The sequence below is a fragment of the Bacillus sp. EB106-04-02-XG92 genome (assembly GCF_058791995.1).
Genome location: NZ_JBYTEA010000001.1, coordinates 911,469 through 934,196 on the forward strand (window position 1 = coordinate 911,469; position 22,728 = coordinate 934,196).

Consider the following 22,728-nt stretch of genomic DNA (forward strand, 5'->3'; position numbering starts at 1 on the left):
GTCGGTAAGTCGATATATTTTAATAATCGCTGATATATTTCGAGTTGCGCCGATATATTTTGATAATCGCTGATATATTCCGAGTTGCGCCGATATATTCTAATAATCGCTGATATATTTTTATTTCATAACAGTCTGACCCAACTTTCATGAGAAAAGGACGTGATATTATGTGGACACAACATATAATCAACACGAAACGTGGCACATTTGAACTTTTTACAAAGGGAAATGGTGAACCGCTTTGTATTACACATCACTATTCACAATTTAATGAAACTGGTGATTACTTTGCGGATGTTTTCACTGCTACGCATCGTGTGTTCCTCATTAATTTACGAGACGCTGGTAACTCTGTAAAAGCCAATTCAGAAAAAGAATTACGTATGATTGAAACGATTCACGATTTAGAAGCTATACGAGAAGCTTTACAACTTCCAACATGGCATTTCGCTGGCCACTCAACAGGCGGTATGCTTGGACTTTTATATGCGATTACATATCCAAATTCCTTACAATCATTAGTCGTAGCAGGAGCTGCAGCAAGTAACTATACCGAAACACCATTTTGCATTTATCACCCAGCACATCCACAGTTTCATTATATGCAAAAACTCATCGAAAACTTAAAAAGCCCTCACCTTACAAGTGAAGAACGAAAAGAACTATCTACTGAGAGAACAAAATTATCATTGTATAAACCAGAAAACTACAACTCTTATTTTTGTAAACCAATCAACAAAACAATGTCCATTAGCCGGATGAATGCTTTCGCCAATGAATATCCTTCATTTGATTTAAGAGAGTATTTACCTTCCATCCAAACAAGGACACTTATTATATGCGGAAGATATGATGTGCAGTGTCCAGTTCAATATTCCATCGAGATACATGAGGGTATATGCGATTCTACTTTTGTGACATTTGAGGAGAGCAACCATTATCCTTTTTTAGAAGAAGCGCCCCTGTTTACTTCTACTACTCAAATATTTTATAAATCGTTACGCCAGTACCGTTATTATTAAGGAAAGCTCACAGTCTCTATAAGACTATGAGCTAAATTTTCAGAAGAAATATTTCGTACTATATAAAAATAAAAGATAAAAGGAAAAGAGTACTAAACCTACATCAAGCAATACTGACTTTGTATCCCCTCCTTTTAAACCTATCGTAATATTAAAAATACTTCTAACTATCCAACCTAATACTAAAAATAACCAACCGAAATGATCATTTGTATAATCTTTATCATAAAACATTTGTATTGCACCAATAATTAATAAAATAATTATAATATTAGTTCCAATCCTTAAGACCTTGTTTGATTTATTATCTTGTAATGTATCTCCCAAAATGTAGCACACCCTCTCATGCTCTACTATGTTTTATCTCTCTTTATATCTTAACATAAATTACCTATTATTTCCTTTTAACAAATAACATAAAAAACCTGCCAATTACTCGGCAGGTATATTACACGTTAAAACGATAACCAGCTCCCCATACTGTTTCAATATATTGCGGGTGAGCAGGATCTCTTTCAATTTTTTCACGTAGCTTTCTAATGTGGACGACAACAGTGGCTAAATCACCAGCGGAATCTAATCCCCAAATGCGTTCAAATAACTGTTCTTTATTTAATACTTGGTTTGGATGTGTGACAAAGAATGTTAATAGATCAAATTCCTTCGTTGTAAACGCCACTTCTTCATTGTTTATAAAAACTTTTCTCGCTCGTTGATCGATAGAAATTCCGTGAATATATAACGTATCACGTTGCTTACTTACATTTCCTAATAATCTTTCATAACGGGCAATATGTGCTTTTACTCTTGCGACTAATTCACTCGGGCTAAACGGTTTCGTTATATAATCATCCGCTCCTAATCCGAGTCCGCGAATTTTATCTATATCTTCTTTTTTTGCTGAAACAAGTAGAATCGGAATATCTTTTACAGCACGTATTTGTTTACAAATTTCGAATCCGTTCATTTTCGGAAGCATAATATCTAAAATAATTAAATCATAGTCTTCTTGCAAGGCTGTTTGTAAACCTATTTCTCCTGAATGCTCTACATCAACTTGGAAATCATTAATTTCTAAATAATCTCGCTGTAATTCTGCAATACTTACTTCATCTTCTATTAATAAAATTCTTTTCAATTTACTCACCACATTCCTCTACTTTTTCCAATGAGAAGAAAATGCTTGTGCCTTTACCAAGCTCGCTTTCCGCCCAAATTTCCCCGCCATGTTCTTCAACAATTTGCTTCGCTATTGCTAAACCAAGTCCACTTCCACCTGTGCTAGAATTCCGCGATTGCTCTGCACGATAAAAACGTTCAAAGATATACGGCAATGTATCAGATTCTATACCTGATCCGTTGTCCATCACTTTCACAATAACTTTATTATTATCACTCGATACTGTTACAGTAATTTTCTTCTCTTCTTTATCCATGTATTTCACACTATTATGAATTAAATTTGATATAACTCTATTAATCTTTTCGCAATCAGCCGTTACATATAGTGGTGATGCATGTAATTGTAAGTTAACTTCTATACCTTCTTTAATTAAATCCATCTGCATCTCTTCTATTAATTCTTGCATAAACGTATTTAATTCAACTGTTTCAAACTGGAATGGAACCCGATTCAAATCGAGCTTCGAAAACAAAAAGAGTTCATCAATGAGTGTGTCCATATGTTTTGCCTTCGTATGGATAGTTGTTAAATACTTATCCATTTTTTCTGGCGTATTTGCTACCCCATCTTTTATACCTTCCACATATCCGATAATAGAAGTAATTGGTGTTTTTAAATCATGAGATATGTTTGAAATGAGCTCTTTTCGATTTTCTTCATACTGTGTTTGCACTTCAATCGATTCTTTTAACTTCTTCCTCATTTCTTCAAATCCTTGATTTAATTGCCCGATTTCATCATGCGATGTAACTGGAATTTGAAAATTTAAATCCCCTTCTTTTATTTTCTCAGTCGCATCTTTCAATACGAAGATTGGTTTTATTACACTTCTTGAGACGAGGTAACTTAATAATCCAATAAGCAAAATGGCTAACAGTAAAAGTGATACGAACAAAATCGGAAATAACTTTTGTGTAAGATCTACAAATGAACTTTGTCTTTTTAGTACAAATATACTTCCTTCTTCATCCCCGGGAAAATAAAAATCAAATTTTACATATCGATAAAATGTATCGCCTAGTTCCGTTGTACCACGACTATTAATATTTGCTGATTCAAATTTCGGAAGGGCTTCTTTTAAAGATATACTTTCAAATATTTTTGTAGCATAAGAAATGGTTTCTCCCTTTCTTACAACTATTTTCACACCTTCTTTTTCAAGTGATGAAACGAACGATTCATCTAATAGTTGTGATTGATTTTTCTTTGCCGCTAATTTCAATTCCATATACGTATTCTCTTCTTCTGGAGTAAGCGGCTTTTGAATATAGGAACTTTTATAGAAATTTTTCACTGATTCAAAGTCTCCTGTTATGGAAAAAACAATTAAAAATCCCGCGACTAATATGAGCGTGATAGAAACGAGAATAACAGCGATATAAGAGAATAAAAATCTTGTTTTAATAGACATATGTTACATCCTCACTTTAACAAACCTTGTTACTCATAAGCATAAAAATATATGTTCAAATACTCAAGCGATTTTATAGTAATTTTAGCGTCAGTTTATAAAAATTTAATGTTCTTCTTTTACAGTTGAAATGAGGAGGTTGAAATTCCATGTTCAAAAAAACAGTAAGTATGATATGTTGCGTAATTTTTTTGCAAGGTTGCTCACAAGAACAAGAAGTTAAAAAGGAGATGACAAACATGGAGACATCGCTACTAGCAGCTACTGAGAAACAAGAAACGAATACTGTTATATCGTTACTCAAAAAAGGGGCTGACATAAATATAACGGACAGTAAAGGACGTACTCCTCTTATGATTGCTACATACAAAAATGATGTAAAAACCGCAAAAGCGCTTATTGAAGCAGGGGCTGACGTAAATATCCAAGACGATATGAAAAACAATCCCTTTCTATACGCCGGTGCAGAAGGTTACTTACATATTTTAAAACTAACGATTGATGCTGGCGCAGATCCATCACTTACGAATCGTTACGGCGGAACAGCTCTTATCCCTGCCTCAGAACATGGCTATATCGATGTTATTAACGAACTCCTCACCCGGACATCTGTTGATGTTAACCATGTAAATAATCTCGGATGGACTGCTTTAATGGAAGCGATCGTACTAAGTAACGGAAACGAAACACAACAACAAGTCATTCGCCTTCTTATTGAGCACGGTGCAGATGTAACTATTCCAGACAACGATGGTGTCACCCCGTTAGAGCATGCGCGTGCTCACAACTTTGAAGAGATAGAGAAGATTTTGTTAGAAGGACGTAAGTAAAAAAGCTAATTTTTGCCTTCCTCCCCCGCCCTATGCTACATTTAACCCGTTACTTCAATATTAATAAGGTGGGAATATACATGAACAAACCTAAAATTGGGATGATTGGACTTGGAAGTATTGCGCAAAAAGCCTACCTTCCAACACTTACAAAAGAAACAGATTGGAATTTTGTAGGGGCGTTTACACCTAACGCTGAGAAAAGAAAACAAGTTTGCCAGCAATACCGCATGCAAGACTTTCATTCTATTGAAACGTTAGCTTCAGAATGCGATGCAATCTTCGTTCATAGTTCAACTGCTACACATTATGAAATCGTTTCTGAACTTCTGAAAAAAGGAATCGACGTTTATGTTGATAAGCCGCTAGCAGCTACAGTAGAACAAGCTGAGAAACTAGTCGAGTTGAGCGAAAAGCATAACCGAAAATTAATGGTCGGATTTAATCGCCGATTCGTTCCTATGTATGTTGCGGCAAAAGAGCAAGCTCACAATATTTCTTGGGTTCGAATTGAAAAGCATCGTACAAATAAAGTCGGGCCATATACGTACGACTTTACTATGTTAGATGATTACTTACATATTGTAGATACTGCCCGTTGGTTAGCTAACGATGATCTTAACGTCGTTCATAATATGATGCAAATGAATGAAAAGAATGAACTTCTTTACGGACATCATACATATACAACGCCAAGTGGACTGTTGCTTTCTACAGCAATGCATCGCCATGCTGGTACAAATTTAGAACAAATCGAACTTGTAACGACAGGCAAAATCATTCGCGTAAAAAATATGAACACATTTGAAGTTGAGCAGGATAATTCAGTTTCTCAAATTGGTTCACCATCATGGGATACAACGTTAAAACAACGTGGTTTTGAAGATGCTGTTCATCATTTTATTGAATGTGTACATGGAGATACAAAACCTGCTGTAGATGGATTAGAAGGATTAAAAACGCAGCAACTGTTGCAATCTCTACTAGATAATGTAAGCAAAAATTAAAACGGATACATTTTTCAGAATTTACTTTCATTCCCATTCCCCCTTTATTTCTGTCACAAATTTCTATAGAATATGTTGATAGGAATTATAAATTTCATAATGAATCGTGGAAAGGATGGGATTAACACATGTGGAACGAGTTTAAAAAATTCGCATTCAAAGGGAATGTAATCGATTTAGCTGTCGGGGTTGTAATCGGTGCTGCATTCGGTAAAATCGTTAGTTCTTTAGTAAAAGATATCATCACACCATTACTTGGTATGGTATTAGGTGGCGTTGACTTTACAGATTTAAAAATTACATTCGGTAAATCATCTATTATGTACGGTAACTTCATCCAAACTATTTTTGATTTCTTAATTATTGCAGCGGCTATCTTTATGTTCGTTAAAGTATTCAACAAACTAACATCTAAGAGAGAAGAAGAAAAAGAAGAGGCACTTCCGGAACCAACAAAAGAAGAAGAACTTCTTGGCGAAATTCGTGACTTATTAAAGCAACAAAATTCTTATAAAGATAGAGCATAATTGAACGGATAAAAAGGCATGTCCCCAAGGGGACATGCCTTTTCTATATGCTATAACGTTTCCGAATTCATATGAATAAATAAAATAATACCAGCAACCATAAGTACCATGACACTACCTGCAAATAGCGTAATACCGATAAACATTAAACTTGTGCTCATATCCACTGATACACTTTCAATAAAAATAGAAATTACATACGTGATAAGGGCAATCCCTGCAAGAATACTTCCTGGAACTAATCGCTTTAAGCCATTTTGTTTTAACGTCATATATGCAAAAATAGCAGTCATACAAAGCGTAATTATCCAAAGAACGATCATCTCTTCTCCCCCCTCACAAGCCTTTTCTTTCTATTATACATGACATTGCCCTACAATAGTTAAATTTGCACTTATGTGACATATAACAAGGAATCATACAATCTATAGAGAAGTCTTCCAGATAAGCTATATACTCGGGAGGATTTCAATTGGAAGATGATATTGTAGGATACTTTAAACAAGTAGAGCGATTCGATTATATTACAATCGACTTAGACAAAAAGTTTTTTTATATTGAAGTTGTGCAATTAGAAACAAATATAACTTTGCTAAAAATATCACTTAACTTAGACAAGGATGAAACTATTATTGCGGGCAATGTGAAACAATACGATCCTTCTAGATTAGAACAACTAATACAAAGTTTTAAACGTACTGCACAAACATGCCTTGAACATAACTTACGAAGTCCTGAAGAACTTTTTGCATTTTGGAAAGGAAATTGAACGTTAGAAATAAATGGATATTTTTCATATAAATTAATATAATTACCATATATAAATATTATTTATAAAGGGAGTGTTCGTAATGATTTGGATTTCACTAATCGTATTAGCCTATTTCATCATCCTCGTCCCAATACAGTATAACTATATTAAGATGCTCAAAGAAAAGCAGAAAAAAATGAATGTGTCACAAAACGAACTATATGACAACATGTCTTATGAAGAATCCCAAATACACTATCATTATCAAAGTAACGTATTTACAATACCTGCTTCGCTTATCGCAAGTATTATTTATAGAGTGAAACATGCAGCATAATATGTACGCTGTAAAATTATTGTTTGAATCTGTTCATTCTGGTGAACCTGATCCTACAAAAATTGATGAGCATTATGAAGAAAATCACGATACACTTTTTGAAGAAAGTATTATTCTTGTTAAAGCCAGCAGTTTGGAAGAAGCTCCTGCACTAGGTGAGCAAATCGCTATACAGTCTGAGCATACGTACGTTAATATGTACGATGAGCAAATAACATGGAAGTTTCGAAAAGTGTTGCATGTGTTTGAATTAGACGATACACCATTTGAAACTGGAAAAGAATTATACGCAAGATTTTTACATGTTAAAAAAAATGAAACGGTGGATTCCATAGTAAAAGCATACTATCCTGAATATGAATAAAAGCTCACAGCAATCGCTGTGAGCTTTTTTATACTTACTTCGTTGAATCTCTAAATTGGATACGGTGAGGTAAGATAACAGTGTGATCTTCCACTTTTTCTTTGTTCATATACTTTGTTAATAGACGCATTGCTACTGCACCGATATCATACATTGGTTGTACAACTGTTGAAAGTTGTGGACGAACCATTAATGCAAGGCGTGTATTATCGAAACCAAGTACTTCTACATCAGTTGGTACGTTTAATCCAGCGTCTTGTGCTGCATGGATTACACCTAGTGCCATTTCATCAGAAGATACGAAGATCGCTGTTGGCTTGCCATCAAGACCCCAAAGCTTTTCGAATGCCTCGATACCTGAATCATATGTGTAATCTCCATCGATCACAAGATTTTCATCATATGAAATACCTGCTTCTTCTAGAGCTTTTTTATAACCTTGTAACTTCTTCGCGCTTCCTGCTTTATCAATGAAAGGACCAGAGACGAAACCGATACGCTTATGTCCTTGCTCAATAAAGTGCTTCATTGCGTCGTAAGCTGCTTGTGTATAATCAATATTTACTGATGGCGTTTCATTTTGCTCATCAAATGAAGCTGCTAATACGATTGGTACTGGAGACTTTTTGAATTCTTCAATGTGAATGTCTGTAATATCTTCACCCATGAAAACAATTCCGTCCACTTGCTTTCCAAGCATCGTATTTAATAAATGGAACTCTTTCTCTTTGTTTTGGTCAGAGTTACTTAAAATGATGTTATATTTGTACATTGTTGCGATATCTTCAATTCCACGTGCAAGTTCTGCATAAAACGTATTTGAGATATCAGGAATAATAACACCTACTGTAGTTGTCTTCTTACTTGCTAGTCCACGTGCTACCGCATTTGGGCGGTATCCTAAACGATCAATTGCTTCTAATACTTTCTTTCTTGTTGTAGGCTTTACATTTGGGTTACCGTTCACAACGCGTGATACGGTAGCCATTGAAACGTTCGCTTCACGCGCTACATCATATATTGTTACGTTCATCTCATCGCACACTCCTTCTATTTTTGTTATCTATTTTTATGTATCGGTTACTTGAATGAAAAAAAGACATCAACTCTATTTGCAGATGCCACCAATCGTCCCGAGTTCTTCCTTTTACTAATGATACGATAAAAACGCAGGCTCATACAATATTTTCCCGCAAAAGTTTCGAAAAAATTCGCTTCTTTTCTCGTATTTTCGTATTTTTTATGAAAAAAAGGGCATTTTTTGTAAAAATATAGATATCTCACAAGTAGAAACCTTATTTTAAGCCATACGATGGTAAATGAAATTTATATCGGCGATTTTCCGAATATATCGATCGCAACTCGAAATATATCAGCGATTTTCCAAATATATCGACCACAACTCAAATTATATTAGCGATTTTTTAAATATATCGACTTACCGACAGAAAACAACAACGCTCGTCATTTGATGCTCTGGATTTGGAGGTGTGCGGCACCCTGTAGAATGCGTTACATCGACAACGACAAGGGGAAATAGGTTTCTTTCTTTAAAATTAGTACAGAGGAAATGTGAAGCGTATTACACGTCGCTCTTTCCTATCGAACATTTTCACTTACCATTAAAAAAAGACAGTTTAAACACTGTCTTTTTTACAAGAAGGAAACAAACGGTTTATCGCTGTTTTTCTCTTTTATAATAATTGCCTCGATTTTACTCTCAGACTTTACCTGCAATTGCACTTTCGCATCTTTAGGTAATTTTTCTAACATACTTTGAGCAGCCAATTGAGTAAGAGCCATTAATTCTGTTTTACCGTTATATTTAATAACAATATTCATATTTAATGTATCCATTTGATTTTTCTTATAAAAAACTTTAGCATTTACTGGGATAAAATCTCCAGTAGAAAAACCTTTCATTGCATCAGCAAAGTCAGCTATTTTTTTATTATCTTCCCCATGTGCTTTTGTAAATTCATCAGAAGGATATGAATACGCTTGCTCATCGATCGTACTCCAATTTCCAAGGTTCGTATTATTCTTTTGAACGGTAGCACTAGCAATATATGTACCATTTTTTAAAGAACTCGTACTTTCTTGCTTAAAGATCGCAAACGTAATTGGAGATTTGTTATACTTGTCATTTTTATTGATAGCTTCTATAAGTTGTCCAGCAACTTCAGTACCCTTAGACATTGCTTCTTCATTTGATACAGTTGACGACATTGCTAACCCAATCACAACACCAGATAAACTTAATTCATTTGAATTCTGTTTCCCGAAATAGTCTTGCTCTATAATATTTGTCAAAACTGGCGCTTCCACTTTCGCGACTAGCTCATCAACTAACTTCTCAGGGATATACTGATTTAATTGTAGTACGTGATTTTCTGTATCAAATTGCTCTTTTGCAATATTCATTAACCCATTTTCATACTCTGCTAAATCTAATTTAGAATTTGTTTTTATATTAGCTGTATTGATAACCTTTTGTTCTTTTAAAGGAATTACAGTTCTATAATAATCTTTAGAAACAGCAGTTCTCGGAATCATACTTTTTTCTTTCGTATCTTTCTGTATAACTTCATCCTTCTTACTAATCGTATCATTACTACAAGCTCCTAGTAATAAACTTACGACCGCGAAGGATAATGCCATTTTCTTCATTACTTAAAACCTACTTTCAACAATCTAGTTATTTAATTTGAACTAATAACAGTGTACCATTAAATATATTTCAACAAAAACAAAAAAAAGAAGCAAGCACCTTTAGCTTGCTTCTTTTTACTTAATATTCTCTTCTAAAGCGGCTTTTTTAATGTTCCAATGAGACGTATTCCATACTACCATCCCATCTTTTATGTATAACACTTGCGGTGATTCATGTTTAATGCTGTACTGCTCCGCAACACGATTCGAAACATCTCTCGCATCCTGTACGTATAAGTAATACGCTGGTACCGCTCTTTCTTCACTACAATACGCTTGAAATTCTGTATAGGCACCATGACTAATCGGGCATGTCGTACTATGTTTAAAAAGAACATAAGGTTCGTTTTTTTCTACTAATACTTCAAGCTCTTCAATTGTTTCAACTTTTGTCATATTCATCACGATTCACCTCTCATACGAAGTCTAGAGCGCTTCTCTTTCTTTTCAGCTTTTTTCTCAAGTCTTTCTAATTTACGCTCTTCTTTTTCAACCTTTTTCTCTTGTCTTGACGCACGATAATGGTTGTATACTTCAATTGCTGCGCTACTCCACTGTACAACTTGCGCTACTTTATCCGCATTATTTTCAATTTCGTCCGTAACAGACTCTGATACATTGCGAAGTTTCGTATTTAAAGAATGGATTGTCGTTCCAATTCCATCTACACCAGATACTACTTTATTTAACGATTGTGACTTCTGTTGAATGTCATCAGCTAACGCATTTGTTTTATGTAATAATTGCTCCGTCTCTACGCTAATCCCTTGCATTTGCTTTTCTAAACCTTCTAACGTGCTTGCAACGTTTTCTAACGTCTTCTGAACCGATAACAACGTTCTGCATACATACACTACTAATACAGCGAAAGCAACCGCGATAATAGCCGCACTTACATATAAAAGAACTTGCATTTCATCACTTCCTTTATCTTTTTCTTACTTTCTCCTATTATACAATCATTTTCCGTTTCGTTCTAATCCCTATCTTTTCATTAGAATTTTCATACTTATTCGTTAACTTTAACATAAATGATTCAACAAATTCCACTAAGTAGGTTACAATAGAGGAGGATACATAATTAGTAGGGAGGCTTTACATATGAAAGATCCACGCATTGAAAAGTTAGCATACAATTTAATTAACTACTCTATCCGCTTACAAAAAGGCGAAAAAGTATTAATTGAAAACTTTGGCTTACAAAAAGAACTTGTAACTGCACTTGTAAAAGAAGCATATGCAGCTGGTGGTTTCCCATTCGTTTCTTTAAAAGATCATCAAGTAGATCGCTCTTTATTAATGGGTGCTACTGAAGAACATTTTGAACAAATCGCTGCATATGAAGCAAGCGTAATGAAAGATATGGACGCTTATATCGGTCTTCGCTCTGGCGATAACATTAACGAACAAGCTGACGTACCAAGTGAAAGAATGCAAATTCACGGTCAAACAGTTGGTAAAAAAGTTCATAGAGACATCCGTGTTCCGAAAACACGCTGGGTTGTGCTTCGCTACCCAAATGCTTCTATGGCGCAGCTTGCTAAAATGAGCACTGAAGCTTTCGAAGACTTCTACTTCGAAGTTTGTAACTTAGACTATGGCAAAATGGATAAGGCGATGGATAGCCTTGTTACATTAATGAATAAAACAGACAAAGTTCGCCTAACTGGTCCTGGAACTGATTTAACATTCTCTATTAAAGACATTCCAGCTATTAAATGCTCTGGTCATTTAAACATTCCAGACGGTGAAGTATATTCTGCACCAGTTCGCGATTCTGTTAACGGTACAGTTTCTTACAACACACCATCTCCTTACAACGGTTATACATTTGAAAATGTACAACTTAAGTTTGAGAACGGTCAAATCGTTGAAGCAACTGCAAACGATACAGAACGCATTAACAAAATTTTCGATACAGACGAAGGTGCACGCTACGTTGGTGAGTTCGCAATCGGCGTAAACCCATACATCTTACATCCAATGGGAGACATCCTATTCGATGAAAAAATCGATGGCAGCTTCCACTTCACTCCTGGACAAGCTTACGACGATGCATGGAACGGCAACAACTCGAACATCCACTGGGATTTAGTATGCATTCAGCGCCCTGAATACGGCGGCGGTGAAATTTACTTCGACGACGTACTAATCCGTAAAGACGGACGCTTCGTTGTGCCTGAATTAGAAGCTTTAAATCCAGAGAACTTAAAATAATAATAAAAATGCTCGGGATGTTCTCCGAGCGTTTTTTTAATACTGTAATAACTCTTTCGCAACATCTTCTGGCACTTTAAAACTCATTTTCTTATTTTTCATTTCAACTTCAACATACGGGACATCTTTATACACTGTCATCGTACCAATTTCATCTAATTCCTTTTTACCTTTACTCGACTCCGATAATTTTGGTGTATCTTCTTGATACATTTTAAGTGTTTTCCCTTGCGGAGTATCTAAAGGAGCCGACTGCATTTCCCACTTATCCATTTGCATTGCTTCAAACAGCTTTTCAATTTCTTTCTTATCGGTAATTACTTTTTTATCACTTGAATCTGTAAGTGATTCAATCTCAACCTTTTGTGCCTTTTCTAAGTTCATATTAGCCTTTTCCTTCTTCTCACTACACCCTATTAAAAGAACGGATGCGGTTAGCAGAAGTAAAAATAACGTAAGTACCTTTTTCATTTCTAATCCTCCTAACTACATAGAGCTACTTTTTTCGTTTTTTGTTTGCTGAAAATGAAAATAATATAAAAGCGCCACTGCAATAGTACCTATTAATATCGGTACATATAAGGGCAGATCCCATTTCATATATCCCCTAGTGCAAATAACAATCACCAGCAATATTTCCAAACAAAACAAAGGTTTTACATATTTCATTTCTTACCTGCCATTTCTATTTTTACATTTGGATTCTCTTTCTCAATAAGCGCCAAAAATTCATTCATATCTTGCGGCATCGCAACCATATGTACTTTATACGCATTCGTCGTAATTTCAAGATTTTTCCCAACTTGGCGAATGATTCTTATCTCTTTCAATACGATATCGTCATTTAAAATACCGTACTTTAATACACCATTTTCTACTTTATGCTGTTTAATAAATACTTCCCAAACGAGTGGTACATTTACAAGGAAGCATAAACCCATTCCAATTAACGCTGACATCCACTGTTCTTTATTTACGATAATCATGACGAGTGGATATACAAACATAAAAGCTAACGTGAGACAAACGAAAATGACTACTGACTTACTTCTTTGAATCGGAAAGTTCATACACGCACCCCCTCACCTAAATTATACCACTTTTTCCTATTTTAGTTCGTGAAAAAAGGCCATTTCTGAATGACCTTTTACACAATGTACCTATAAAATTTCTTATCTACCTCTAACACTGGAAAATTTTTCGGCAACTCGTCTATACTCACACTTTGAAAACCATTCTTTTCATAAAAGCGATGCGCTGCTAAAAATTTCAGTGTCGTTCCTAAGTAAATATCTTTCAGCTTTTTATTCTCAGCCCACGAAATTGCTGTTTGGAGCAACTTGTATGATGCGCCCCACTCTTTTCCGCGAAATTCTTTTTTTACGAACATTTTTCTTAACGCTACTTGATCGTTCCCAATATCTAATAAAGCTACTGTTCCAACTACTTTATCATTATAAGTTGCTACCCAAAAGTTCCCATGATTCCTTTGATAAAATGTTCCTATTTCAAGCAAGTCTGGCTGCTCTTCTTTCGTAATGGAGACATTGTACTCTTTTTGCTGAATATGGACGATAAGATCTACTACTTCATCTTGAAACGTACTTTCATACGGAATAATGCGTATCTTCTCGTTCATCGAATCTCCTTCCATTCTGAAGCTAGCAAACTATATACAGCGATATCGTGAAAATGATCGTATAGCCATTCATCATCTCTTAAAATACCATCTAACGTAAAACTTAAACGCTCTGGAATAGCACGGCTTTTCACATTTTCAACACCGCATCTAATTTCCATTTTATTTAATTTTAAATTCTCAAATGCATAGTGAAGTACAGCCTTTACGCTACGCGTCATAATGCCTTTACCGCCAGCATCTTCTGCAAGATAATATCCAAGACTTGCCGCTTTCTTCCCCCAACTTACCGGGTGAATGCCTACCATCCCAACGAGCCTTCCTTTATAACGTATACCACTTTCAAAACCGTCGCCCTCTGCAAACTTCTTTAACCACATCGGACAAATCTCATCATACGCATCAGCAGATTTTACCCCATCTACCCAAGGAAGCCATCTTCGTAAATGATTACGGTTTTGGTCTATTAATTGATATAGTTCCTCTTTATGATGCTTCTCTAATAACTGTAATTCGATTTCATCGTCTACTCGAAGTGTGAACATGTTTTTTAGCTCCCTTTTAGTTTTCTTATTATTCTAACACTTATAAGTGTAAATTGTTAAATATTCACACTTTCCCCCGATTTTATTTGTATAAAACTAGAAGAATACACTACACCTGTAACAACTAATATCATTCCTACAGATTGTGCTGGCGTTATATTTACTCCTTCAATAAAAGAAATAATCATTGTAACAACAGGCACTAGATTAAAAAATAAAGACGTTTTTGCTGCTCCAATTTGAGCGATTCCATTATTCCACCATAAGTAACCGAGCACGCTCATTCCAATTGCCATAAAAAGAATCGCTCCCCAAGCTAACAAAGGAATTTCCAAAACTGGTACTATATTTTTTTGAGTGAAAGATATGATCATAAAGGCAATAGCGCCAATAGTCATTGTGTATGTTGTCGTTTGTATTGGACTACTAGTTTTAATAAACTTTCTGCCTAGTATACCGTATAACGCCCAGCAAATATTCCCTAATAAAATATAGAAATCTCCTTTTGAAAATGATAAGTTTTGTAGTATCGTAAACGAACCTTGTGTCAGTACAAAAACAACACCAAGTAATGCAAGTAACATCCCAATACCTTGGCGTTTTATAATTTTTTCTCTTAAAATAAAACTTGCTAACAGCGTCGTAACGAGCGGATTCGTCGCCATAATCAGTGCACCATTCATAGCTTCTGTATGTTTCATACCTAAAAAGAAAAAGAAGTTAAAACCGAATACCCCAACAATACCTAGCAAAAAGTAATAAGCCTTATTCTCCCTCCATACCTCTACCTCAAAATCTTTTCGTATTTTTAACAAACATAACATCACAAATGCAGCAATTCCAAAGCGCCATGCTGCTATATGAATTGCTTCGAAATACTGCACAGCATATTTCGAAGCATTAAATGTCCCACCAGTGAAAATCGCAAATCCAAGTAACTGAGCGTATACTTTATTTTTCATTGTTAGCCTCCGAATTTTCCCCTTCTAGAAAACCGTAATAAATTTCTAGCTTCTCCTCCGTTAGCTGAACAACTTTTTGCAATTGTTCCTGCTGTTCTTTTAATCTCTCTAAGTGAGTTGTTAAAATTAAAATTCTCTTTTTTACTTTCGCTGGTACTTCCTCTTTTCTCTGCCTAATTTCCTCTATAATACATCCATCACTTGCAAACTCAGCCATCTCTTCTAATGACATTCCAGTTTGTTTTAACGAATATAAAAATTTTAAAAGGCGTACATCACCTTCTGTATATTGGCGGATCCCACTATTTCGCGTTGGTGGTGGTAATAATCCTAATTTCTCATAGTAACGCAAAGTATGAATGCCCATCCCAGTTAACTCTGCTACTTCACCAATTTTATACATGTTCTCTCCCCCTTATTTTTACATTTCCATCTTACAATCTAGAGTTAACTCTATGTCAATACGTAAATAAAAAAACAGCTATATATGATTGATATCTAGATATCAATCATATATAGTTAAAGTATGGAAAAAAATGATAATTTTATAATTCAATTACGTAAAGGTGTTTTTGATCTCGCTATTTTGTCTTTAATAAGTAAACAACCTATGTACGGATACGAAATTACAAGTGCATTACAAAATATCCCTGTATTTCATATCCCAAACGGTTCGATTTATCCTATATTAAATCGAATCACGAAAAACAATTGGGCTGTTTCCTATTGGGAAGAGTCCGGTGATGGTCCAAAAAGAAAATACTATCGAATTACAGACGAAGGGAGAGAAATTTTAAATAGTCGCTTACATGATTATGATGCAGTGTACCATGCTCTAATGTTACTAGCTAAAGGAGAGGATAAAAAATGAACAAGGAACAATTCTTTGCAAATGAACTCATTACTTCTTTCTTACAGGATTTCGACAAAGGTTTAATGAACTTACCTATCTCAGCAAGAGAACAACATGTGCTAGAGATCAAATCAGATTTATATGAAAATGCATTAAGTAAAGAAAGTGAAGGGGGACCATTAGCAAGCATCCCTTCACAAGTGATTGAAGAATTTCTTCCTCCAAAAGAATTAGCAAAGGAAATTGCAGTAGAATATACAGACGTTATTCAGACTGCTCAGCAATCTACAAATACATTTATCAAATACTTTACTGGGTTCTCAATCGCTCCACTCGGTGCTCTATCAATGCCTATCGCACTAGGTTTTATCAATATTTCAGCTAATTTACCATTTCTATTAGCCTTTATCGCAAGCAACATTTGGTTCATCTGTAGAGAAAACCATTGGAATACAAAGCAATTAAAATTTTTAAAAACAATGATTTCCTTTAGTACTAGCGTTTTAATCGCACTTCCATTTGCATTTTTCGCGATTCGAATTATAATAACAAAACAATTCGATATGTTTTCATTCTATTATTTAATTGGATATGTACTTTTTAGTTCACTATATATCTTTTTATTAAAACAACTATACAAAAAGAAAGAACAATACCAACATATCAACGCTTTTTAAAATATATCGAACACAACAAAAAAGACGCACAGCCACAGCTATGCGTCTTTTCTATTACTTCTCTGCAACTTGAACTTCTTTTACGTAAGCTGCTTCGAATTTTTGGATGTCTCCTGCGCCCATGAAGATTAGAACGCCGTTTTTATGTTTCTTTAATACATCCGTTGTTGTATCTGTAATTAGTTCTGCACCATCAATACGCTTTTGCAGATCTTCGATTGTTAATTCACCTTTGTTTTCACGTGCTGATCCGAAAATATCACATAAGTATACTTGGTCAGCTTTGCTTAAGCTTTCAGCGAACTCATCTAAGAACTTTTCTGTACGTGAGAATGTGTGTGGCTGGAATACAGCGACAACTTCACGCTCTGGATGTTTTTGACGAGCTGCTTCAATCGTTGCATTAATTTCTGTCGGATGGTGTGCGTAGTCATCGATAATAACTTGCTCTCCCATCGGCTTTTCATTAAAGCGACGTTTTACGCCTTCAAAAGTTGTTAGCTGATGCTTAACTGCTTCTACATCAACGTTTTCATAATGGCAAAGCGCGATTACTGCTAATGCATTTAATACGCTGTGGTTGCCGTATCCTGTAATTTTGAACGTGTCATAGTACGTATTACGAACGAATACATCGAAAATAGTACCATCTGTTCTCTTTTGAATGTTACGTGCTTGGAAATCATTATCTTCTCCAAATCCATAGAAAATAACAGGTACTTTCGCTTGAATTTTTTGAAGTTCTTCATCATCTCCACATGCAATAATGCCTTTTTTCACTTGCAATGCCATCTCTTGGAATGCACTGAATACATCATTGATATCTGTGAAATAATCTGGATGATCAAAATCAATATTTGTCATAATCGCATAGTCTGGATTGTAAGACAAGAAATGACGACGATACTCACAAGCTTCAAATACAAAATACTTACTATTTTCTACCCCATGCCCTGTTCCATCTCCAATAAGGTAAGATGTAGGGTGTGCACCTTGCATTACATGGGCTAACAAACCAGTTGTTGATGTTTTTCCATGCGCACCAGTTACAGCAACACTTGTGTATTGGTTCATAAGGTCACCTAAGAAATGATGGTAACGATGTACTGGGATGTTTAATTCTTTTGCTGCTACAATTTCTTCATGCGTATCAGGAAATGCATTTCCTGCAATAATCACTTGTCCTTCTTTTACATTATTTTTATCAAAAGGAAGGATCGAGATATTGCGCTTTTCCAACGCTGTTTGTGTAAAGAAACGCTTTTCATAATCAGACCCTTGAACAGTATGCTTCATGTCATGAAGAATTTGCGCTAATGAACTCATTCCTGTTCCTTTAATTCCTACAAAATGGTAAACTGTCATCTTAAAGAACCTCCAACATTTCGAACTAATACAACGGCCTATCTATAAGACAGTATATGAATCTTTTCTTATTTTGGTAATCATCATACATTTTTGATGTAGTGAAGTTATTCTTCCCTTCACTTATCAGGATAAACTCGTACGTACTTCTTTTTTATGTCCATAACAAATCCATTATAGCAAAAAAGAAGCCGCTATACTATGATAACAGAAAAACTGATAGGGTCAATCACCTATCAGTTTTTCTCTCTTTTACATATCTTCTCTTTTTTCTAATTGAACACGCTCTAGACGTGGGTTTGGACGATATTTACGCCCAGCTTTCGCTTCTGGTTTTCCATTTAATTCTACGTTATCACCAGTAAAGCCAATATTCATTTTTAATAAGCTACTTCCTACTCCGTATATATCAACAGGTACGTTTTGAGCTTCAAATTCACGAATACGCTTCTCATCAAATCCACCAGTTACAACGATGTCTACATGCTGGAATCCTTCTTCATCAAGTGCTTTACGAAGTGCGAATACAAGCGATGGGTTTACACCACGTGGATCGAATGTTCCAAGTACTTCTGGGTGGCGAATGAAGTATTGATCAATCATCGTGCGCGACGTATCTACACGTACACCTTTTAATGTTGATCCAAATTCACGCGCTACGCGAAGTGCATCTGTAATGACATCATTGTTGTAATCAATTAATACAACTAATTCATCTTCTGGGAATTTCTTATGATATGCTTTTGCCGCTTCTACAACATCACCATTAAACATTTGAATTAATGCGTGAGGCATTGTCCCCATACCACTTCTGCCCCACCATTCATTCATCGCATGCGTCGCTTGTGCGCTCATACCGCCGATGTATGCTGCATAACCGTCGCCAGCTTGTTGTGTATAATGATCGTCACGGTCTCCCATGAAAATAACTGGTTTTTCTTTATCTACGCTACGCGCAGCTTGGACAACGTTATATACGTTTGTCGCAACTGATGTACGACGAGCTAGAATCCCATCAATGACACCTTCTAAAAATCCGAAATTTTCATAAGGACCATGAATTGTTAACACTGTTTCAAACGGACTAATTTTATCGCCATCTTTTAAAGAGTTAATTTCAAGTTCCTCAGGATTTTTAGCGAATGTTTGTAGCAACGCAATTACTTCATCTGTTCCGCAAAGAACTGCATTTTCCTTTTGGAAAAATTGCATCGTTACAACACTTTTCGGGCGAAATTCTTCAATGATTTCTCTAGTCTTTAAAAAGTAAACGGCAGAGAACCAACCTTCTCCAACGCGTTCGTCAAATTTAAATGTTCTATTTGTTAGTCTATTTATTTCACCTTTTAATTTTAATTCAATTTCTTTCATGTCGCTTTACTCCCTACTTTACTATCCAACATTTTCTCTTAGTATACAGCAAAACCGTTTACTATACATTTGTTTCCTGCATAGCAGCGAATTCATCCTCAGAAATAAGGACATCTCTTGGCTTCGTTCCTCTTGCTTCAGAAATAATTCCTTGCGACTGCATCTCTTCAATGAGACGTGCCGCACGATTATAACCGATGCGGAATTTTCGCTGTACAGAAGATGTGGACGCTCCCCCTTGTTCTACAACAAATTGACATGCTTCGAAGAACAATTCGTCTTCCGACTCAGCCTGTTCTGTTTTCGCTAATAAATCCTCTTGCTTAAATAAGTAATTCGGCTTCATTTGCTTTTTCACATGATCAACTGTCTTTTCAATCTCATCATCCGATACATATACACCTTGTACACGAACAGGCTTAGATGTACCGTTCCCTAAGAATAACATATCACCACGGCCAAGTAATTTCTCCGCGCCACCAATATCGATAATCGTACGCGAATCAACTTGAGATGATACAGTAAACGCAATACGCGTTGGAATGTTTGATTTAATTAAACCTGTAATAACATCTACAGATGGTCGCTGCGTCGCTACTAATAAATGAATACCACAAGCACGTGCTTTTTGCGCAATACGACAAATCGCTTCCTCAACATCACCAGGTGCTACCATCATTAAGTCGGCTAACTCGTCAATGACAATAACGATATAAGGTAATGTTTCTCCCGGAATTTCTCGTTCACTTACAATCGTGTTGTAGCGAGTTAAATCACGAGCACCTGCATGCGCAAACAATTCATAACGGCGCTCCATTTCTTCAACTGCCCACTTTAATGCAGCTGTCGCAGCTTTTACATCCGTAATAACAGGTGCGACAAGATGAGGAACAGAATTGTATGGTGCAAGCTCAACCATCTTCGGATCAATTAACATTAACTTCACTTCATGTGGTTTCGCTTTATATAAAATGCTCGTTAAAATTGCGTTAATACACACACTTTTACCAGAACCTGTTGCACCCGCAATAAGTCCGTGTGGCATTTTTCGAATATCCGTTACAATTGGATCTCCTGAAATATCAAGCCCTAGCGCAACCGTAAGCGGTGATTCGCTCTTTGTAAACACAGGACTTCTTAAAATTTCACGAAGAAATACTGGCTTACTTTCTTTATTTGGAACTTCGATTCCAATCGCACTCTTCCCTGGAATCGGTGCTTCAATACGAATATCTTTCGCTGCTAAGCTTAACTTAATATCATCACTTAAATTTGTAATTTTATTTACTTTCACACCTGGGTCTGGCTGTACTTCAAAACGAGTTACTGCTGGACCTTGCGATACATTAATAACATGTGCGCCAACATGGAAATTATTAAACGTTGTATCTAATAATTCTTTCTGTTCATCCAACCATTCTGTATTATCTAACGCTGCTTGCTGCGGAATCGATAGCAATGTTAATGGCGGAATTGCATATGTCGGTGGTGTTTGCAATACATTTCGCATATCGTTCTCTCTTTGATTTACAACATATGCTTTCTCTTGTACTTCCGTACTTGAAATTGGCTTTTGTACTTGCTCTACCACTACTTGCTGCACTGGGCGTTCTTCCACTTGTGGTTCTACTGCCACTTGTTGCACTGGTTTTTCTTCCACTTGTGGTTCCACTGCCGCTTGTTGCACTGGTTTTTCTTCCACTCGTGATTCTACCACCACTTGTTGCACTGGTTTTTCTTCCACTCGTGATTCTACCACCACTTGTTGCACTGGTTTTTCTTCCACTTGTGGTTCTACTACCATTTGTTGCATTGGCTTTTCTTCCACTTGTGGTTCCACTGCCGCTTGTTGCACTGGTTTTTCTTCCATTTGCGGTTTCACTACTTCTTGTTGCACTGATGTTTCTTCCATTTGCGGTTTCACTACTTCTTGTTGCACTGATGTTTCTTCTACTTGTTGCACAGGCTTATTCTCTACTCGTTCACTCTTAGAAGATTGCATTGCATTCGCTCTAGCCGCATGTCTTTCCATTAATCGCGTTCTGTCTTGTTTCAACATAACAACATTAAATGGTACGTGACGCTTTTTCTCACGTTTTGGTTCTTCTTTTTTTACAACTGGTTGCTCTTCTGCGACCGGTGTTTCTTCTACAACTTGTTGTTCTTCTGCAATCGGCGCTTCTTCTTTAACTTGTTGTTCTTCTGCAATCACTGCTTCTTCTTCAACTTGTTGTTCTTCTACAATCGCTGCTTCCTCTACAACTCGTTGTTCTTCTGCAACCACTGCTTCTTCTTCAACTTGCTGTTCTTCTGCAATCGCTGCTTCCTCTACAACTTGTTGTTCTTCTGCGACCGGTGCTTCTTCTTCAACTTGTTGTTCTTCTACAATCGCTGCTTCCTCTACAACTCGTTGTTCTTCTGCAATCACTGCTTCTTCTTCAACTTGTTGTTCTTCTATAATCGCTGCTTCCTCTACAACTTGTTGTTCTTCTGCAATCACTGCTTCTTCTTCAACTTGCTGTTCTTCTGCAATCGCTGCTTCCTCTACAACTTGTTGTTCTTCTGCAATCACTGCTTCTTCTTCAACTTGTCGCGCTTCCGCAATCGGCGCTTCCTCTACAACTTGTTGTTCTTCTGCAATTAAAACATCCGCAAAGCTTTGAACATCTTTCTTCGTTTGTTCATCAGCCTCAGCAACATGTATGAATTCATTCTTTTGTTCTATTGCTTCATTTAACACCATTTCTTGCTGCGTTTCCTCAAGTGCTACAGGTTCCGCTTCTTCTGGCGCTTCTGTTTCTGCAATTACTTCCACTTCTTCTGACTCTTCTGCTTCTGTAATTACTTCCACTTCTTCTCGCTCTTCTGTTTCTGCAATTACTTCCACTTCTTCTCGCTCTTCTGTTTCTGCAATTACTTCCACTTCTTCTCGCTCTTCTGCTTCTGTAATTA

28 protein-coding genes are annotated in these 22,728 nt (G+C 36.0%); 10 read left to right on the top strand and 18 right to left on the bottom strand.

Features of this window, described 5'->3' with window-relative positions; all coding sequences use genetic code 11:
• Positions 1-149 precede the first annotated feature (149 nt).
• The gene (locus AC3WVA_RS04820) at positions 150-1,025 is read left to right on the top strand and encodes an alpha/beta fold hydrolase (protein WP_492321805.1); all 876 of its coding nucleotides are present in this window, start codon (positions 150-152) and stop codon (positions 1,023-1,025) included.
• A 39-nt stretch (positions 1,026-1,064) separates the two neighbouring features.
• On the opposite strand, the gene AC3WVA_RS04825 is transcribed toward AC3WVA_RS04820, so the two are convergent.
• The 3 genes from AC3WVA_RS04825 to AC3WVA_RS04835 form a co-directional block, all read right to left on the bottom strand.
• On the bottom strand, positions 1,065-1,352 hold the full coding sequence (locus AC3WVA_RS04825; protein ID WP_000502935.1) for a hypothetical protein: 288 nt from the start codon (positions 1,350-1,352) through the stop codon (positions 1,065-1,067).
• Positions 1,353-1,473: 121 nt separating this feature from the next.
• Positions 1,474-2,163, bottom strand: a complete 690-nt coding sequence (locus AC3WVA_RS04830; RefSeq protein WP_001986686.1) for a response regulator transcription factor — start codon at positions 2,161-2,163, stop codon at positions 1,474-1,476.
• 1 nt (position 2,164) lies between these two features.
• The gene (locus AC3WVA_RS04835; protein ID WP_098881662.1) at positions 2,165-3,619 is read right to left on the bottom strand and encodes a sensor histidine kinase; all 1,455 of its coding nucleotides are present in this window, start codon (positions 3,617-3,619) and stop codon (positions 2,165-2,167) included.
• Positions 3,620-3,768: 149 nt separating this feature from the next.
• Between AC3WVA_RS04835 and AC3WVA_RS04840 the strand changes: the two genes are divergently transcribed.
• The 3 genes from AC3WVA_RS04840 (at position 3,769) to mscL (ending at position 5,983) form a co-directional block, all read left to right on the top strand.
• Positions 3,769-4,449, top strand: a complete 681-nt coding sequence (locus AC3WVA_RS04840) for an ankyrin repeat domain-containing protein (protein ID WP_098344527.1) — start codon at positions 3,769-3,771, stop codon at positions 4,447-4,449.
• An 80-nt stretch (positions 4,450-4,529) separates the two neighbouring features.
• On the top strand, positions 4,530-5,456 hold the full coding sequence (locus AC3WVA_RS04845; RefSeq protein WP_098520831.1) for a Gfo/Idh/MocA family protein: 927 nt from the start codon (positions 4,530-4,532) through the stop codon (positions 5,454-5,456).
• Positions 5,457-5,584: 128 nt separating this feature from the next.
• The gene (gene mscL / locus AC3WVA_RS04850) at positions 5,585-5,983 is read left to right on the top strand and encodes a large-conductance mechanosensitive channel protein MscL (RefSeq protein ID WP_098520832.1); all 399 of its coding nucleotides are present in this window, start codon (positions 5,585-5,587) and stop codon (positions 5,981-5,983) included.
• 50 nt (positions 5,984-6,033) lie between these two features.
• Here mscL and AC3WVA_RS04855 read toward each other — a convergent pair whose 3' ends face one another.
• On the bottom strand, positions 6,034-6,306 hold the full coding sequence (locus tag AC3WVA_RS04855) for a DUF3917 domain-containing protein (protein ID WP_048531801.1): 273 nt from the start codon (positions 6,304-6,306) through the stop codon (positions 6,034-6,036).
• A gap of 149 nt (positions 6,307-6,455) precedes the next feature.
• On the opposite strand from AC3WVA_RS04855, the gene dhp61 reads away from it, so the two are divergent.
• From dhp61 to AC3WVA_RS04870, 3 genes are all read left to right on the top strand, one after another.
• Positions 6,456-6,752 carry a protein Dhp61 gene (gene dhp61 / locus AC3WVA_RS04860; RefSeq protein ID WP_087957210.1) on the top strand — a complete coding sequence of 99 codons (297 nt, stop codon included), beginning with the start codon at positions 6,456-6,458 and terminating at the stop codon, positions 6,750-6,752.
• Positions 6,753-6,834: 82 nt separating this feature from the next.
• Positions 6,835-7,071, top strand: a complete 237-nt coding sequence (locus AC3WVA_RS04865) for a DUF3949 domain-containing protein (protein WP_098520833.1) — start codon at positions 6,835-6,837, stop codon at positions 7,069-7,071.
• 1 nt (position 7,072) lies between these two features.
• Positions 7,073-7,435 carry a DUF4288 domain-containing protein gene (locus AC3WVA_RS04870; protein ID WP_141539572.1) on the top strand — a complete coding sequence of 121 codons (363 nt, stop codon included), beginning with the start codon at positions 7,073-7,075 and terminating at the stop codon, positions 7,433-7,435.
• 34 nt (positions 7,436-7,469) lie between these two features.
• Here AC3WVA_RS04870 and ccpA read toward each other — a convergent pair whose 3' ends face one another.
• From ccpA to AC3WVA_RS04890, 4 genes are all read right to left on the bottom strand, one after another.
• The gene (gene ccpA, locus AC3WVA_RS04875; RefSeq protein ID WP_048531809.1) at positions 7,470-8,468 is read right to left on the bottom strand and encodes a catabolite control protein A; all 999 of its coding nucleotides are present in this window, start codon (positions 8,466-8,468) and stop codon (positions 7,470-7,472) included.
• A gap of 620 nt (positions 8,469-9,088) precedes the next feature.
• Positions 9,089-10,105 carry a CamS family sex pheromone protein gene (locus tag AC3WVA_RS04880; RefSeq protein WP_098344522.1) on the bottom strand — a complete coding sequence of 339 codons (1,017 nt, stop codon included), beginning with the start codon at positions 10,103-10,105 and terminating at the stop codon, positions 9,089-9,091.
• 117 nt (positions 10,106-10,222) lie between these two features.
• Positions 10,223-10,549, bottom strand: coding sequence for a bacillithiol system redox-active protein YtxJ (gene ytxJ, locus AC3WVA_RS04885; RefSeq protein WP_048531822.1), 327 nt, complete (start codon positions 10,547-10,549; stop codon positions 10,223-10,225).
• The gene (locus AC3WVA_RS04890; protein WP_048531826.1) at positions 10,549-11,061 is read right to left on the bottom strand and encodes a DUF948 domain-containing protein; all 513 of its coding nucleotides are present in this window, start codon (positions 11,059-11,061) and stop codon (positions 10,549-10,551) included. The genes ytxJ and AC3WVA_RS04890 overlap by 1 nt, the downstream gene beginning before the upstream one ends.
• A 187-nt stretch (positions 11,062-11,248) precedes the next feature.
• Between AC3WVA_RS04890 and AC3WVA_RS04895 the strand changes: the two genes are divergently transcribed.
• Complete coding sequence (locus tag AC3WVA_RS04895; protein WP_000654739.1) at positions 11,249-12,364, top strand: aminopeptidase; 1,116 nt, start codon at positions 11,249-11,251, stop codon at positions 12,362-12,364.
• A gap of 36 nt (positions 12,365-12,400) precedes the next feature.
• On the opposite strand, the gene AC3WVA_RS04900 is transcribed toward AC3WVA_RS04895, so the two are convergent.
• From AC3WVA_RS04900 to AC3WVA_RS04930, 7 genes are all read right to left on the bottom strand, one after another.
• Complete coding sequence (locus AC3WVA_RS04900) at positions 12,401-12,835, bottom strand: hypothetical protein (protein ID WP_098344521.1); 435 nt, start codon at positions 12,833-12,835, stop codon at positions 12,401-12,403.
• Between the two features lie 15 nt (positions 12,836-12,850).
• Entirely contained in the window at positions 12,851-13,033 is a 183-nt protein-coding gene (locus AC3WVA_RS04905; RefSeq protein WP_098344520.1) for a hypothetical protein, read from the bottom strand.
• A complete protein-coding gene (locus AC3WVA_RS04910; RefSeq protein ID WP_098344519.1) occupies positions 13,030-13,434 on the bottom strand; it encodes a PH domain-containing protein in 405 nt (134 codons plus the stop codon). Before AC3WVA_RS04910 ends, AC3WVA_RS04905 begins: the two co-directional genes overlap by 4 nt.
• Before the next feature lie 77 nt (positions 13,435-13,511).
• Entirely contained in the window at positions 13,512-14,003 is a 492-nt protein-coding gene (locus AC3WVA_RS04915; protein WP_071756959.1) for a GNAT family N-acetyltransferase, read from the bottom strand.
• The gene (locus AC3WVA_RS04920) at positions 14,000-14,548 is read right to left on the bottom strand and encodes a GNAT family N-acetyltransferase (RefSeq protein ID WP_071756958.1); all 549 of its coding nucleotides are present in this window, start codon (positions 14,546-14,548) and stop codon (positions 14,000-14,002) included. Before AC3WVA_RS04920 ends, AC3WVA_RS04915 begins: the two co-directional genes overlap by 4 nt.
• Before the next feature lie 56 nt (positions 14,549-14,604).
• Positions 14,605-15,510 (bottom strand): DMT family transporter, encoded by a 906-nt coding sequence (locus AC3WVA_RS04925; protein ID WP_098520834.1) that lies wholly within the window; start codon positions 15,508-15,510, stop codon positions 14,605-14,607.
• Positions 15,500-15,913: a MerR family transcriptional regulator gene (locus AC3WVA_RS04930; protein ID WP_098520835.1), complete on the bottom strand. Its 414-nt coding sequence runs from the start codon at positions 15,911-15,913 to the stop codon at positions 15,500-15,502. Before AC3WVA_RS04930 ends, AC3WVA_RS04925 begins: the two co-directional genes overlap by 11 nt.
• Before the next feature lie 123 nt (positions 15,914-16,036).
• Here AC3WVA_RS04930 and AC3WVA_RS04935 point away from each other — a divergent pair, with 123 nt between their 5' ends.
• Both AC3WVA_RS04935 and AC3WVA_RS04940 read left to right on the top strand, forming a co-directional pair.
• The gene (locus AC3WVA_RS04935; protein ID WP_000414144.1) at positions 16,037-16,381 is read left to right on the top strand and encodes a PadR family transcriptional regulator; all 345 of its coding nucleotides are present in this window, start codon (positions 16,037-16,039) and stop codon (positions 16,379-16,381) included.
• A complete protein-coding gene (locus tag AC3WVA_RS04940; protein WP_098881656.1) occupies positions 16,378-17,040 on the top strand; it encodes a DUF1700 domain-containing protein in 663 nt (220 codons plus the stop codon). The genes AC3WVA_RS04935 and AC3WVA_RS04940 overlap by 4 nt, the downstream gene beginning before the upstream one ends.
• Before the next feature lie 54 nt (positions 17,041-17,094).
• Here the strand turns inward: AC3WVA_RS04940 and murC are convergent, their stop codons facing one another.
• The 3 genes from murC to AC3WVA_RS04955 all read right to left on the bottom strand — a co-directional run.
• Complete coding sequence (gene murC / locus AC3WVA_RS04945) at positions 17,095-18,405, bottom strand: UDP-N-acetylmuramate--L-alanine ligase (protein WP_098344517.1); 1,311 nt, start codon at positions 18,403-18,405, stop codon at positions 17,095-17,097.
• Between the two features lie 252 nt (positions 18,406-18,657).
• A complete protein-coding gene (locus AC3WVA_RS04950; RefSeq protein WP_048531838.1) occupies positions 18,658-19,776 on the bottom strand; it encodes a nicotinate phosphoribosyltransferase in 1,119 nt (372 codons plus the stop codon).
• Between the two features lie 61 nt (positions 19,777-19,837).
• The coding region (locus tag AC3WVA_RS04955; RefSeq protein ID WP_492321806.1) for a DNA translocase FtsK at positions 19,838-22,728 on the bottom strand (2,891 nt) is incomplete at its 5' end.